This is a genomic window from Marinobacter sp. M5B (assembly GCF_042604615.1).
Taxonomy (GTDB): domain Bacteria; phylum Pseudomonadota; class Gammaproteobacteria; order Pseudomonadales; family Oleiphilaceae; genus Marinobacter; species Marinobacter salarius.
Genome location: NZ_CP156894.1, coordinates 3,863,019 through 3,877,046 on the forward strand (window position 1 = coordinate 3,863,019; position 14,028 = coordinate 3,877,046).

10 protein-coding genes are annotated in these 14,028 nt (G+C 61.5%); 5 read left to right on the forward strand and 5 right to left on the reverse strand.

The window, feature by feature from the left end:
• Positions 1 to 3 precede the first annotated feature (3 nt).
• Both AAGD24_RS17540 and AAGD24_RS17545 read right to left on the reverse strand, forming a co-directional pair.
• Positions 4 to 1,593 carry an isocitrate lyase gene (locus tag AAGD24_RS17540; protein WP_007154178.1) on the reverse strand — a complete coding sequence of 530 codons (1,590 nt, stop codon included), beginning with the start codon at positions 1,591 to 1,593 and terminating at the stop codon, positions 4 to 6.
• Positions 1,594 to 1,783: 190 nt separating this feature from the next.
• Positions 1,784 to 3,730, reverse strand: a complete 1,947-nt coding sequence (locus AAGD24_RS17545) for an ion channel DMI1 (protein WP_036210587.1) — start codon at positions 3,728 to 3,730, stop codon at positions 1,784 to 1,786.
• A 132-nt stretch (positions 3,731 to 3,862) separates the two neighbouring features.
• On the opposite strand from AAGD24_RS17545, the gene AAGD24_RS17550 reads away from it, so the two are divergent.
• Complete coding sequence (locus tag AAGD24_RS17550; RefSeq protein WP_228210077.1) at positions 3,863 to 4,915, forward strand: ChaN family lipoprotein; 1,053 nt, start codon at positions 3,863 to 3,865, stop codon at positions 4,913 to 4,915.
• Here AAGD24_RS17550 and AAGD24_RS17555 read toward each other — a convergent pair.
• The gene (locus AAGD24_RS17555; protein ID WP_075194252.1) at positions 4,912 to 5,463 is read right to left on the reverse strand and encodes a macro domain-containing protein; all 552 of its coding nucleotides are present in this window, start codon (positions 5,461 to 5,463) and stop codon (positions 4,912 to 4,914) included. The two genes, AAGD24_RS17550 and AAGD24_RS17555, sit on opposite strands and share 4 nt — an antisense overlap.
• 21 nt (positions 5,464 to 5,484) lie before the next feature.
• Positions 5,485 to 6,468 carry a catabolite repressor/activator gene (cra, locus tag AAGD24_RS17560; protein ID WP_085678849.1) on the reverse strand — a complete coding sequence of 328 codons (984 nt, stop codon included), beginning with the start codon at positions 6,466 to 6,468 and terminating at the stop codon, positions 5,485 to 5,487.
• A gap of 134 nt (positions 6,469 to 6,602) precedes the next feature.
• Here cra and ptsP point away from each other — a divergent pair, with 134 nt between their 5' ends.
• The 4 genes from ptsP (at position 6,603) to AAGD24_RS17580 (ending at position 12,931) form a co-directional block, all read left to right on the forward strand.
• Positions 6,603 to 9,431 carry a phosphoenolpyruvate--protein phosphotransferase gene (ptsP, locus tag AAGD24_RS17565; protein ID WP_228210076.1) on the forward strand — a complete coding sequence of 943 codons (2,829 nt, stop codon included), beginning with the start codon at positions 6,603 to 6,605 and terminating at the stop codon, positions 9,429 to 9,431.
• On the forward strand, positions 9,431 to 10,369 hold the full coding sequence (gene pfkB / locus AAGD24_RS17570; protein WP_228210075.1) for a 1-phosphofructokinase: 939 nt from the start codon (positions 9,431 to 9,433) through the stop codon (positions 10,367 to 10,369). The genes ptsP and pfkB overlap by 1 nt, the downstream gene beginning before the upstream one ends.
• A 32-nt stretch (positions 10,370 to 10,401) precedes the next feature.
• Complete coding sequence (locus AAGD24_RS17575; protein ID WP_228210074.1) at positions 10,402 to 12,141, forward strand: PTS fructose-like transporter subunit IIB; 1,740 nt, start codon at positions 10,402 to 10,404, stop codon at positions 12,139 to 12,141.
• An 82-nt stretch (positions 12,142 to 12,223) separates the two neighbouring features.
• Positions 12,224 to 12,931 carry an SIMPL domain-containing protein gene (locus AAGD24_RS17580; RefSeq protein ID WP_036210606.1) on the forward strand — a complete coding sequence of 236 codons (708 nt, stop codon included), beginning with the start codon at positions 12,224 to 12,226 and terminating at the stop codon, positions 12,929 to 12,931.
• A gap of 14 nt (positions 12,932 to 12,945) precedes the next feature.
• On the opposite strand, the gene AAGD24_RS17585 is transcribed toward AAGD24_RS17580, so the two are convergent.
• Complete coding sequence (locus tag AAGD24_RS17585) at positions 12,946 to 14,019, reverse strand: beta-N-acetylglucosaminidase domain-containing protein (protein WP_041332542.1); 1,074 nt, start codon at positions 14,017 to 14,019, stop codon at positions 12,946 to 12,948.
• Positions 14,020 to 14,028: the final 9 nt, after the last annotated feature.

The window sequence follows — 14,028 nt, forward strand, 5'->3', positions numbered from 1 at the left end:
TATTTAGAACTGGTTCATGGTGTTGTCTTTACCGCCAGCCTTCAGAGCTGCGTCACCCGCGAAGAACTCTTTGTGGTCATCACCGATGTTGGAACCGGCCATGTCCTGGTGCTTCACAGTCGCGATACCCTGACGGATTTCCTTACGCTGTACGCCTGCAACGTAGGCCAGCATGCCTTCGTCACCGAAGTAGCCCTTGGCCAGGTTGTCGGTAGACAGAGCAGCCGTGTGGTAAGTCGGCAGAGTGATCAGGTGGTGGAAGATGCCGGCTTCACGTGACCCGTCACGCTGGAAGTTGGCAGTCCACTCGTCGGCCAGCTTGCCAAGGTCGGTTTCGTCGTACTTGGCATTCATCAGGTCGGCGCGCTCGTAGGCAGATACGTCCTTGCCTTCTTCTTTCCACGCGTCGAATACCTGCTGACGGAAGTTCAGGGTCCAGTTGAAGGACGGGCTGTTGTTGTAAACCAGCTTGGCATCGGGAACCACTTCCTTGATGCGGTTAACCATGGCAGCGATCTGGCCAACGTGGGGCTTCTCGGTTTCGATCCACAGCAGGTCAGCACCGTTCTGCAGGCTGGTGATACAGTCCAGAACCACACGGTCTTCGCCAGTGCCAGGCTTGAACTGGAACAGGCCAGATGCCAGACGCTTGGGACGAACCAGCTGACCTTTCTGCTTGATCACAACGTCGCCGTTGTTGATGTCTTCAGCCTTCTCGATCACTTCACCGTCGATGAAGCTGTTGTACTGGTCGCCCAGGTCGCCCGGCTCTTCAGTCACAGCGATCTTCTGGGTCAGGCCAGCGCCCAGGGAGTCAGTACGGGCAACGATCACACCGTCGTCCACACCCAGCTCAAGGAAAGCCAGACGTACAGCGTTGATCTTGGACAGGAAGTCGGCGTGAGGAACGGTCACTTTGCCGTCCTGGTGGCCACACTGCTTCTCGTCGGACACCTGGTTCTCGATCTGGATACAGCAAGCGCCTGCTTCGATCATCTGCTTGGCCAGCAGGTACGTTGCTTCGGCGTTACCGAAACCAGCGTCGATGTCGGCGATGATCGGCACAACGTGAGTTTCGTGATTGTCGATCTGCTTGATCAGCTCGTCAGCCTTGGCGTTGTCGCCAGCGTTCTGAGCTTCTTCCAGGGCGCGGAACAGGTGGTTCAGTTCCCAGGCATCCGCCTGACGCAGGAAGGTGTACAGTTCTTCGATCAGACCAGATACAGCGGTCTTCTCGTGCATGGACTGGTCAGGCAGCGGGCCAAACTCGGAGCGCAGGGCCGCAACCATCCAGCCAGACAGGTACAGGTAACGACGCTTGGTGGTACCGAAGTGCTTCTTGATGGACAGCAGCTTCTGCTGACCGATGAAGCCATGCCAGCAACCCAGGGACTGGGTGTACTGAGCCGTGTCCTTGTCGTAGTTCGCCATGTCTTCGCGCATGATTTTCGCGGTGAACTTGGCGATGTCCAGACCAGTCTTGAATTTGTTCTGGGCGCGCATGCGGGCCGCGTGCTCGGGCTTGATGGCGTTCCAGGTCGGGTTTTGCTTCAGCAGGGAAGCGATGGCGTCAACGTCTTTTGCGTATGGCATGGTCTCAGTCCTGTTTCTAAGGTTTGAGGTGCTCTTTTATGAAGCATAAAAGCGACTTCAGCGAGCCAGCGTCCGTTCAAAAAATAACCAGACCGCTGACATTGAGGGTTACTTTAGTGGCTTTGATTTTATAATTGAAATTTATATTATCTATATTCGGCATTTTTTGTATGAATGAAGACATCTTCCCTCACGCATTGCAAAGAACAACGAGCCGATCAGCGCTATTCAGGTCAAGATACTCGTCCCGTGGCGGGCTCAGCGCCAGATGCCGCCCCAACGAGTCGGGCTGCGCGCGCCATATGCCCAGCGCCACTTCTCCTTCCGCAGCGACCGTTTTCTCCAGTACCTGAAAATCCGCGCTGGCAGGCAAAGGATAGTCCTGGGGATCCCGGAACTGCACCTCAGCACCGCCCACCGTAAACAGCTCATCCAGCACCACCCTCAGCTCCCGCCGCAGGGCGACCTGAGCAAGCACGTGACTGATGATCATTGGGCTGATCAGCATTTCACTCTGGTGGCCCATTAACAGATTTCGATTGTCCGGGTCGCTCAGTTCCATGATCAGTTGCGGGCGCCTATCACCCTCACTCAACAGGTCTTCCAGTTGCAGGTAACCCACCATGGCACGGGCGTCAGCTTCCTCGCCGGACGCCAGACGATCACTGCTCAACAACATAATGGAGTCATAGTTGAGCGGCCCAACCCGCCTCAACTCGCCTTCCACCATGTAATCCGCTTCGATATGGCGGCAGATCACGTCCCGCTGCCCCCCCAGGTAACGGTCAATTTCCTGTTCCCGCTCCTTGGCAGGCACTACCGAAACGAGATCCACCTCGAACCGCCGTTGGCTGTAGCTGGAAAACTCATCGATCAGGCTTGGCACCCGGCGATTCCATCCCAGCACAAGAATCCGGTGAACCCCGCCTGAAAGCGAGACAGCCCGGCTTGCGGGTTCACCTCGAGTGATAACCGGCAGCGGCGGCACCTTCGAATCCGACTCGGTTTCGGTGTAGTCCCTGGCCATCATGACAACCCGGTCCCCGGCCTCAATCACCGTGTCTGACGACGCCGGCATCCTCACCATCCAGGCCTTGCCCGACCGCTTCAGAATACCCAGCACAATTGCCTGGGGCCGCAGAGAGGCCAATTCTCCGAGGGACAGTCCCGCCAGGGCATCGCCACCCCGGATGTAGATTTCGCAACCCTCACCGGCGGTCAGAAGTTCGTTGTAAATTTCCGACAACCCCGGATGGAGGATGTTCTGCACCATTAGCCGGCTTATGGTGGCATCGCCGGCAACCACCTCCACCTCTCCGGGATAGGCGCGCTCAATCACCGGGAGCTTGCGCACATCCTGTATCTCGGCAATGACAAAGGGCAGTGATGCCCCCAGGTGTCGTGCCTGAGCAGCAATGGACAGCAACGCCTTCACGGTCTCCACGTCCGATGTCACCAGGCTGCCCGCCTGATGGGAGGCACTGGGCACTATGACAGCCGCGGCATCCAGGCAGGCTACCCTCTGCAAGGCATCCGGCTGAATGGCAGCGCCGGCACGGAGGATGATCTGGCGAGACTTGCGCCCGATACCGGGCTCGTCGCGCAACTCATGCACCTGGGCCGCCGAGGCATGCTCGGAAAGCACCACCAGGCGTAAGCGGTTGGTTTCACGTTTTTCCAGGAAACGGCGCATGCGCCCTGATGACCCCAACAACTCGCCCAGCAGCGGTAAGGTCTGGCTGGTCCAGCCCAGAACTACGATGTGGTTTCGCAGGGTAACCGGGGTCAGCCCCCGCTCCAGGTCGGTCATCTTGGCGATCAACCAGCGCGTCAGGATCGCCACCAGCGTGCCCATGAAAACCACATAACCGCTGACGGTGAGAATGGTGGACACAAACCGCTGCCAGTTACCCACATCGTCTCCGAGATAGCCCGGGTCCGTCAGCCGCAAAAAAGCCCACCAGATGGCATCGCCGACATCTTCAAAAGGCGTTCCGAGGGGGATCACCAGCAGCCCGCCAACAAGCGAAATGATGCCTATAAAGACACCCACCACTAACAACTGAAAGCCCGCACCTTTTACGAGTTGGCGCTCAACGATGAACTTCACGCGGTCAACAAAACGAAAGGGGATCATGATCGTCCTTCTGGCAAGATGGGGAATGTCGGTAGCATAGCGCAGAACGTATGGAATAAAACCGGAGCGGTGCCTTATAGCACGCTCGTTCATGAACAATTGACTGGCTACGCAATCCGCAGCATCGTATAGATGTCTATCAAGTTCTCCAACGCGGCCCTGAGCGGCTGCAAGACTGGCCGGTTTTTCATGTCCCATGCGCCGATCACATTGTCACTTGCTGTCATCCCGCTAATGACGGGCTGCTACCTGCTGGCACCAACACCGGAACCGGCGCCACCACAAACCCACTATCATGCCCCCGTGGTCGAGGCCGTATCCGGCACGGCGGTTTCCATACCGCAACTGGCCGAGCGGCTTGCGGAACAGGATGTGGTCATGATTGGCGAATATCACGGCCACCAGGGCGCTCACCTGCTCCAATCCCGCCTGCAGGCTCATCTGTACCAGCATCGCCCTGAACAGGTGTTATCCATGGAACAGTTCGAGGTGGACCGGCAGCCGGTGCTGGACCGCTACCTGGCCGGCGACATTGGCGAAATGGAACTGGTCGAGGATGCCGGCGCCTGGCCTATCTACCAATACGCCTACAGACCGCTGGTGGAATTTGCCCGGCGCCAGGGCCTGCCGGTCATCGCCGCAAACGCACCGGGCGATATCGCTCGCTGCGTGGGGCGCGAGGGGCCCGAGTATCTGGCGGACCTGAACGCAGCTCGGAAGCGCCACATCCCAGACGCGCCCTTCGCAGGCAGCGCGGCCTACCGGGAAAAATTCTTTGGCACCATGGGCGGCCGGCATGGCACCGCCGACAATGAGCGACTGCAGAACACTTATCACGCCCAGTTGCTGCGGGACAACACCATGGCAAGCCGGATACTGGCCGCAAGGGAACGCCACCCCGAGCACCAGGTCATTCACCTGACGGGCACCTTTCACAGCGAGGAGCGCCTGGGCACGGTAGAGGCCCTTTTGCAGCGAAACCCCGAGCTGTCTGTAGCGGTTATAAGCCCGGTTTTTATGGAAGCACAGCCCGACGGCGACGAACTACCGCTCACCGGTAACCAAAACAAGGGCGACTATCTCTACTTCCTGCTACCGCTGCCCCCGGAGTACCGGGACGAAGCACGGGGACACGAATCGATGATGGATGCATTCCGGAAGGTGCCAGAAACAACCTGCGACTAAGCCTCACCAGCCTTGGCGAAAGCCGCCCCCATGGCGCGGGAAAAAACCGCCTCGTCCGCTGCGCTGAAAAGCACGAAGCGCACATACCTAACCCTTCCCAGACGCGGCAATACCTGCCTGACCGTCGCCATGGCAACCTCTGCAGCCCCTTCCACCGGGTAACCGAAAGCCCCTGCCGAAATGGCGGGAAACGCTATGGATTCAATTGCTTTACTGTCTGCCAACTCAAGGGCATTGCGATAGCATTCCGCCAGCCAGTGATCGGAAGGTTCATCCACACCGTAAACGGGCCCCAGGCAGTGGACGACGTACTGGTTTGGCAGGTTATGCGCCCCTGAAATCACCGCCTCACCCGGGCGGATCGGCGCCATGGGCCGGCACTCTTCAGCCAGCCCTGGCCCTGCCGCAGCATGGAGCGCGCCTGCGACACCGCCCCCGGACATCAATTGGGCATTGGCGGCATTAACGACTGCTTCCAGATCATCCTGGCGGGTGATGTCGCCACGAACGCATTCCACAGTTTTTCCGTTCAGTTCAACCTGTGCCATGGAAACCTCCCGGCCATTGCCTCAGCGTCGCCGCTTCAGCGAGCGGTTGATAATAACGGTTTCCGGCTCGCCGTGACCTGCGATGGCAGCCAGCGCCCGGTCCAGCGTTGCCTCGGCAATGGCTTCGTGTTTTTGGGGTAACGAGTGAACCTTGACCGGCAGGAAATCCAGCAGCCGGTCATCTCCGAAGGTAGCCATTCTGAGGGACTGCGGCAAGCCTCCCGGCTGCTCCAGCAGCACGTCGAGCACCCCTTGCAAGAGGGTGTACGAGGCGGTAATCAACGCATCCGGAAGCCCCTGATCCGCCAGCACCTGCTGCATCAGTCGGGCGCCGGAGGCTCGGTCATAGTGTTCACCACTGTAGACCGCCCATTGTCCACTGCGACTCCGAGCCACCGCCTCAAAGCCCTCGCGGCGCTCCCGTGTCATCGCCAGCGCCGGCACCGCATCAAGCCAGACCACCGACCCGGTGCCCGGCTCCAGCACTGAACGGGCCAGTGTGGCTGCGCCCTTGCGATTGTCGCTGACCACGCAACTGATCACACCCGGTGATTGCGATCGGTCCACCGCGATCACCGGCAGGTCTTCCTCCTGCAACTCTTGGTAGAAGGGGTCATTCGGTGGCAGGGCACTCGCAACGATCAGGGCATCGCATCGCCTTGCCTTGAGAGAACGTGCCAGCTCGCGCTCGGTATCCGGGTCATCTCCGGAGCCGGCAATCAGCAATTGATAGCCCCGGGCACGGGCACCCTGCTCCAGCAATTTGGCCAGGCGGGCGTAACTGGCGTTCTCCAGGTCCGGCAGGATAAACCCCAGGGTGCGGCTGGCCCCACCACGCAGCGACGCGGCTTGCGGGTCTATCTGGAAGTGGTTGTCCCGCGCAACCGCCATCACCTTTTCGATAGTCGCCGGCTTGATCCGGCGGGCCGGCCCCTGGCCATTGATCACGTAGCTGGCGGTGGTGCGGGACACCCCCGCCAGGCGGGCAAGTTCTGCAAGGGTCATGGGGCCGAGTCCTCCTGGGCACAGATTGCTTGATTTCTGATCATATCTGTTTCATGATTCATTCTATGTTTGCTGACACGATTCAGCAACCCAGATTTTAATGGTATTCACAACAACAAGGCGAGGCTCCCCACATGCTGACGCTAACAGCCAATGATATCCGCCTGGGCTGCACTGCAACCGACTGGCAGGATGCCCTGAACCAGGCCAGCCAGGAACTGCAGGATGCAGGCCGGACCACTCCCGACTACCACGCGGGCATGCTGGCCAGGGAGCAACAGTCCTCCACCGTCCTTGGCAACGGCATTGCCATCCCCCACGGCACACCGGAAAGCCGCGAGGCGGTCACCAGCACCGGCATCCGCGTGCTGCAGTTTCCTGGCGGCGTTACCTGGCATGACAACGCCACTGTGTATGTGTTGGTCGCCATTGCGGCCCAGTCGGATGAGCATCTGGATATCCTGCGCCACCTGACCCGCGTACTGGACAAACCCGGCCTGTCACGGAAACTGGCCGAGGCCGATGACACCGAGGCGCTGGTATCCCTATTGTCGAAGGAGCCAGTGGTGCCAAAATGCGACGCTCAGACCCTGTGCCTGGGCGTTAACACCCGGGCCACCAGCGAACTGGCCATCAGCGCTGCGGCCAGGCTGCAGGGGCTGGGCTGTGTCGACGCCAGCTTTATGAAGGAAATTGTCAGCCAGCCACCCGTCGGTCTGGGCCAGGGGTTTTGGCTGGTTCACCACAGCGTTGGCAGTATCCGACCTGCGCTGGCACTGGCAACACCCAAAGAACCCCGTGACGACCTCGCTGGCGTTTTCTGCCTGGCGGGCCCTGGCGACGACTGCCGCGAATTGCTGGAACGTATCGATAATTTCCTGGCCCAGAACATCCCCCTGGAAAGCCAGTCCGTGGATGCTGTACTTTCCCGGCTTTCCGGTGAGCAGGCCAATGCGGTCAGCGACCGGGTGCGCCTGCTGAATACCCATGGCCTACACGCCCGGCCCGCCAAACAACTGGTACAGGAAGCCCGTCAGCACAAGGCAGACATTCGCATCCGCCTGAAGGACGGCGATGGCAATTCGGTATCGGCGACCAGTCTCACCCGGATCATCGGCCTCGGTGCCCGCAGGGGGCAAACCCTGATCATATCCGCAACCGGCGACGATGCGGAACAGGCGGTAGAAGCCGTTTGCCAGGCCATCAATGACGGGCTCGGAGAAACCGTCTCCCCGCTTCGACAACAACAGAGCCAGCCGGCGCCTGCCGAGCCGGAACCCGAACCTCTGGCCGATGACGAACCGCTGAAAGCGGTCGCCGCCTCACCGGGCCTGGCTCTGGCACCCGCCTTCGTCATGCGCCAGCCGACATTGGACTACCCCGCCACCGCCAGCGATGCCGGTGAACAGACCAGCCGACTGGGCCGGGCCATCGACGAGGCCGACGGACAACTGCGCACGCTGATTCGCCAGGCCGAAGGCGGTGAGGCAGCACCGATTCTGTCGGTGCATGTGGAAATGCTCCAGGATGACGATCTCTACCAGGCCGCCCTGGAAGCCATCAACGAAGGCGCGTCCGCCGAAGCCGGCTGGTGGCTCGCCATTGATACCGCCGCGCGTGCCCAGGAAGCACTGGCAGACCGGCTTCTGGCCGAACGGGCGGCAGATTTGCGGGATGTTGGCCGGCGCGTGCTGGCCAACCTCTGCGGGGTGGCCATGCCGACACCGCCGGACGAACCCTATGTACTGGTGGCGGACGACCTGGGCCCTTCCGATGTGGCAAGGCTGGACACCCAACGCGTTCGCGGCCTGATCACGGCCCGTGGTGGCGCCACATCCCACAGCGCCATCTTGGCTCGGGCGCTGGGGCTCCCAGCCGTGGTCGGGGCTGGTGACCGTATCCTGACCATCAGCAACGGAACGAACCTGGTGGTCGACGGCGAACGCGGCTGCCTGGTGCCCAATCCCAGCGCCGAGCGCCGCGACCGCATTGACCGTCGCCTGGACCAACTCACCCGCCTGCAGGCGGACGCCCACGAGTGCCGGAACGAGCCAGCCACCACCACCGATGGCCACACCATCGACGTATGCGCCAACCTTGGCAACACCGCCCACACCCCGGATGCTGTCGACCGGGGCGCCGATGGCATTGGCCTGCTGCGTACCGAATTCATTTTCATGGAGCATCCGGACGCGCCTGACCTGGACACCCAGGTGAAGGAATATCGCCATGCCTTCGACGCCCTCAACGGCCTGCCACTGGTCGCACGCACCCTCGATGTGGGTGGTGACAAGCCCCTGGATTACTGGCCCCTTCCCCACGAGGACAACCCCTTCCTTGGGCTGCGCGGTATTCGCCTGTCGCTGACCCGACCGGAAATCCTCGAAACCCAGGTGCGCGCGCTGCTGACGGCTGCCGACAACCGCCCACTGCGAATCATGTTTCCCATGGTCAAGGACCTGGAAGAGTTTCGCGCGGCCAAGGCCATCGTCGAACGGGTCCGCGCCGAGATTCCCTGCCAGGGCCTGCAGGTGGGCGTGATGATTGAAGTGCCCTCCTGTGCCCTGTTGGCCCACACCCTGGCACCGGAAGTGGATTTCTTCTCGGTAGGCACCAATGACCTCACCCAGTACACCCTGGCTATCGACCGTGGCCACGGCCAGCTTTCGGCCGAGTCCGACGGGTTGCACCCCTCGGTACTGCAACTGATCCGCATGACCGTCGAAGCCGCCCATGCTCACCAACGCTGGGTGGGTATCTGTGGCGAGCTGGCCTCCGACCCACAGGCTATTCCGGTACTGCTGGGCCTGGATGTGGACGAGCTGTCGGTGACCAGCCGGCGAGTGCCACTGGTCAAAGCCTGTATCCGCGGGCTTAGCCGCGAACACGCCCGTGAACAGGCGAAACTGGCGCTGGGCAAGGCCACCGCAGCCGAAGTGCGCGACGCCCTGGAGACACTGTAATGGCCCGGGTACTCACCATCACCCTGAACCCGGCGCTGGACCTAAATGCCGAGACCGACTCAATCCGGCTGGGTAACGTGAACCGCTCTCGGTCCACACGTCTGGAGGCTGCCGGCAAAGGCATTAACCTGGGCCGTGTGCTGTCACGCCTCGGCCATACCGTGACCGTGTCCGGACTGCTGGGAGACATCAACGCCGCGCCCTTCGACCGCCTGTTCTCGTCTGACATCCTGGCAGACCACTTTGTCCGCATCCCCGGGCAGAATCGCATCAACGTGAAAATTGCCGAGGGCGATGGTCGTGTGACCGATCTGAACGGGCCCGGATTTGACGTACCCGCGGATGCCCTGGACCGATTAAAGGCACGCCTGGGTAACTTGAAGAACAGGTTCGATGCCGTTGCCATTGCTGGCAGCCTGCCCGGCGGCTTTCCGCCCGAGGCACTGGCGGAACTGGTCACCCTGGCTCGCGAAGCAGACATCCCGGTGTGGCTGGATACCAGCGGCGCAGGCCTCACAGCCGGGCTTAAGGCGCTGCCAGACGGCATCAAGCCCAATACGGAAGAGCTGGCCGAATGGGCCGGGCACCCTTTGGAGAGCCTGGACGCCATCGCCGAGGCAGGCCGCTCACTTCAGGCCACCGGCATCGCCAATGTGGTGATTTCCATGGGCGAGAAAGGCGTGCTCTGGCTGTCGCCGAAGGGCAACTGGCAGGCGTTGCCACCGCCCGTGACCGCCACGAGCACGGTCTGCGCCGGCGACACTTTGCTGGCCGGAATGATTCACGGCTTGCTCGAACGTCATCACCCGGAACAGGTGCTGTCAACCGCCACCGCGCTGTCGGCCGAGTGCGTTCGACACATTGGCGTTGGCGATCCAATGGCCGACGACTTTATCCAACTGATTCAGCAAACCCGCGTCAATCTCTTTACCCCCTGACCCGGGCACAACAACAATGGGGAGATGCCATCATGAAACTGATCATTGTAACCGCCTGCCCTCAGGGCGTGGCCACCAGCTTCCTGGCGGCCCGGGCCCTGGAAAGGGCCGCGCAGCAAAAGGGCTGGGAAGCCAGAACAGACATTCGCAGCCCGCAGCAACCACTGTCGTCCCTGCCCGAGGATGTCATCGCCTCGGCGGACCTGGTCGTTGCCGCAACAGGAACACCAACGGACCTGAACGCCTACGCCGGCAAACGCCTCTATCAGGTCCCGGTAACGGCCGCCCTGCCCGATCCCGCGTCGATTCTGGACCAGGCCGAAAAGCAGGCCGAGCCCTATCAACCAACAGAGGCTTCACAGCCCGAGCCTGCCACCTCAGGTAGCGCAGGCAAACGCATTGTCGCCGTCACCGCCTGCCCCACCGGTGTCGCCCACACGTTTATGGCGGCAGAAGCCCTGACCGCCGCCGCGACCGCGGCTGGCCATCAGATCCGCGTGGAAACCCAGGGCTCCGTGGGTGCCCAGGATCCGCTGACCGCCGAGGAAATCGAGGCGGCGGATCTGGTGATCCTGGCCTGTGATATCGAAGTCGACCCCAGCCGTTTTGCCGGCAAGCGGCTTTGGCGCACGTCCACCAGCAGCGCCCTGAAAAAACCGGGGCCCACCATTGATGACGCCATGACCAATGCCTCTGTCGAGGAAGGCCAGAAAAAAGCGACCTCAGGAGGTGGTGGCGAGAAACGCGGCCCCTACAAGCATTTGCTGACGGGCGTATCCTTCATGCTGCCCATGGTGGTAGCCGGCGGCCTGCTGATCGCCCTGTCATTCGTGTTCGGCATTGACGCGTTTGAAGAGGAGGGCACCCTGGCAGCCGCGTTGATGCAGATCGGCGGCGGCACCGCCTTCCAGTTGATGATTCCCCTGTTGGCCGGCTATATCGCCTGGTCCATCGCCGACCGGCCGGGCCTGGCGCCGGGAATGATTGGCGGCTACCTGGCCAGCACCCTTGGCGCAGGCTTCCTGGGCGGCATCATCGCGGGCTTCCTGGCGGGCTACGTCGCCCGTTTCATCAGCCAGAAGCTGCCAATGCCCGAGAGCATCGAATCCCTCAAACCCATCCTGATCATTCCGCTGCTGGCCAGCCTGGTCACCGGCCTGGCCATGATCTACGTGATCGGCGAACCCGCCGCCGCCCTGATGGATGGGCTGACCAACTTCCTGGAAGGCATGGGCACCACCAACGCCATCCTGCTGGGCGGTATTCTCGGAGCCATGATGTGCTTTGACCTGGGTGGGCCGGTGAACAAGGCCGCCTATACCTTCGGTGTCGGTTTACTCTCGGAAGGCAGCGGTGGTTCGGCCCCCATGGCGGCGATCATGGCCGCGGGCATGGTGCCCGCCATCGGCATGGGTGTGGCGAGCTTTATTGCCCGCGCCAAGTTTGCAGAGGCCGAACGGCAGGCCGGGCGGGCCTCCTTCGTACTGGGGCTGTGCTTTATCTCCGAAGGTGCGATCCCCTTCATGGCCAAAGACCCACTGCGCGTGATTCCGGTGTGCATGGTGGGGGGCGCCATCACGGGCGCCCTGTCCATGCTGTTCACTGTCAAGCTCATGGCACCCCATGGCGGTCTGTTCGTGCTCGCCATTCCCAACGCGGTAAGCACAGTACTGCCCTATGTGGCCGCCATTGCCATCGGTTCGCTGGTAATCGGGTTTGGCTACGCCATGATCAAGACCGGCAAGGCCGAGGTGGCAACCGCCTCCTCTTAGCAGACCTCCCCTCCGGGGGCGCTTGACGCCCCCGGTATTTGCGGCGATGGTATCCGCCAGATCCACACACAAGGACGCCGTGATGAAAATTCTGTCTACCCTGATCCTGGCGATTGCCGCCATTGTTTCCGCGTCACTCATCGCCAACGGCCTGACCGGGCTACGCACCGGAGACCGGTTCGTCACCGTCAAGGGCGTTGCGGAACGGGAGGTGCAGGCGGACCTCGCACTCTGGCCCCTGCGTTTCGTCGCTACCGGCAACAGCCTGGACGAAGCCCGCGAGAAGGCCCGCAGCAGCCGCGAAGCCATTATGGCCTTCCTCAAGCTGCAAGCCATCGACACAGACGCAGTGGAACTGCAACGCCTGGACGTTACGGACACCCGCGCCAATCCCTACCAGGAAAGCAACGGCCAGAAGTTCATCATCAACCAGACCCTGATGGTTCGCAGCGACGACATCGATCGCATTCGCCAGGCCGCGCAGTCTGTCAGTGAACTGGTGGATTCCGGCGTCATTCTGTCATCCGATTATGGCCCAGGCGGGCCGACTTACCTGTTTAACCGGTTGAACGACATCAAACCCGAGATGATTGCCGAGGCCACCGCCGCCGCCCGCGAGGCCGCCGCACAGTTTGCCAGGGATGCAAAAACTGAATTGGGGAACCTGCGCCGCGCCAATCAGGGCGTGTTCCAGATCCTGGCCCGCGACCAGGCCCCCGGCGTCAGCGAGGGCCAGCAGCCGATAAAAACCGTTAGGGTAGTGACTACGGTTGAGTATTATCTAAATTAGGCGACTGCCGCCAGTTACTGGGTCTGCACCATTTCATCGGTAACCTGATAGCGGCCAGCCAGCCAATGCAGGATTTCCCTGGCGGCCGGGTGATCAAAGTGGCCATAACATTCCGTCAGCGCCTGATGGCGTTCGGTACTGAGCCTGTGCAAGCCGGCATCCTGCAACAGGAGCAGATCGGCCTGTACCTGCTGCGCCAACTCTTTGCCCAACACTTCCTCGGCGGCCAGTTGGAAGGCCTTGCCATACTGGTAGCCGGGCCCCTGTTCATAGCTACGGGCCAGGGTGATGGCCGGAATCGCAGTGAGCGTTGGCTGTAACGCGGGATTAATGGCGTGGCCCGAGAGGTACGGGCCGTTGGCCGCCGGCCGGCCGGTGAATGCCCGCAGGTGAAGATGCCGGGACATACGATCACCGTCGTTCACCGGGTAGTTATCCCACAGCACCGGCTTGCGCCCCAGCGCTTCTGAAACACGCTGCAGGTGGCCCGGCGATATCTCCCGCGAACACACCTCCTCGCCCGTCCAGAACACCTGCACTGACGGGTCCAGTGCCTTGCCTAGATCTTCCAGGTAATGCTCGGGACGAGGACCAAACACCCGGTCCAGCACCGGATCATCGGAGTAGTAGCTGGGGCAGACGGTCAGTTGGTCCGCTGTACTGCGTTCTGCCACCCAGTGAATGATCTCCGCCTGTCTGGCCGCCAGTTCCGGTGTATCGCTTTTCATGTCATCAAACAGGATCGCCAGATCGGTGATACCCAACTGATCAAACGCTGCCAGCTTTTGCGTCAGCGCGGTTTTCGCCGAGTCATCGAAATTGTTGAACACCTCGAACGGGCTCAGGCCAATGCCGAACCGGACTCCGTGACTGCCACAAAACCGGGCGAAATCAGCCAGCTCATCGGCCTCCGCTTGCGGATGCGGCTCGTTCCACCGGCGCCTGAGAAAAGCATCCGCCTTGGGTGCGTACCAATAGTTCCGATAACCATGGGGAGCCAGTGCCGCAACCAGCTGCCGACGCTCTTCCCAGCTCCACAAAGGGCCATAGAAGCCTTCAATGATTCCCAGTGGGGGTTGCTCTGCCATGGGCGTTTC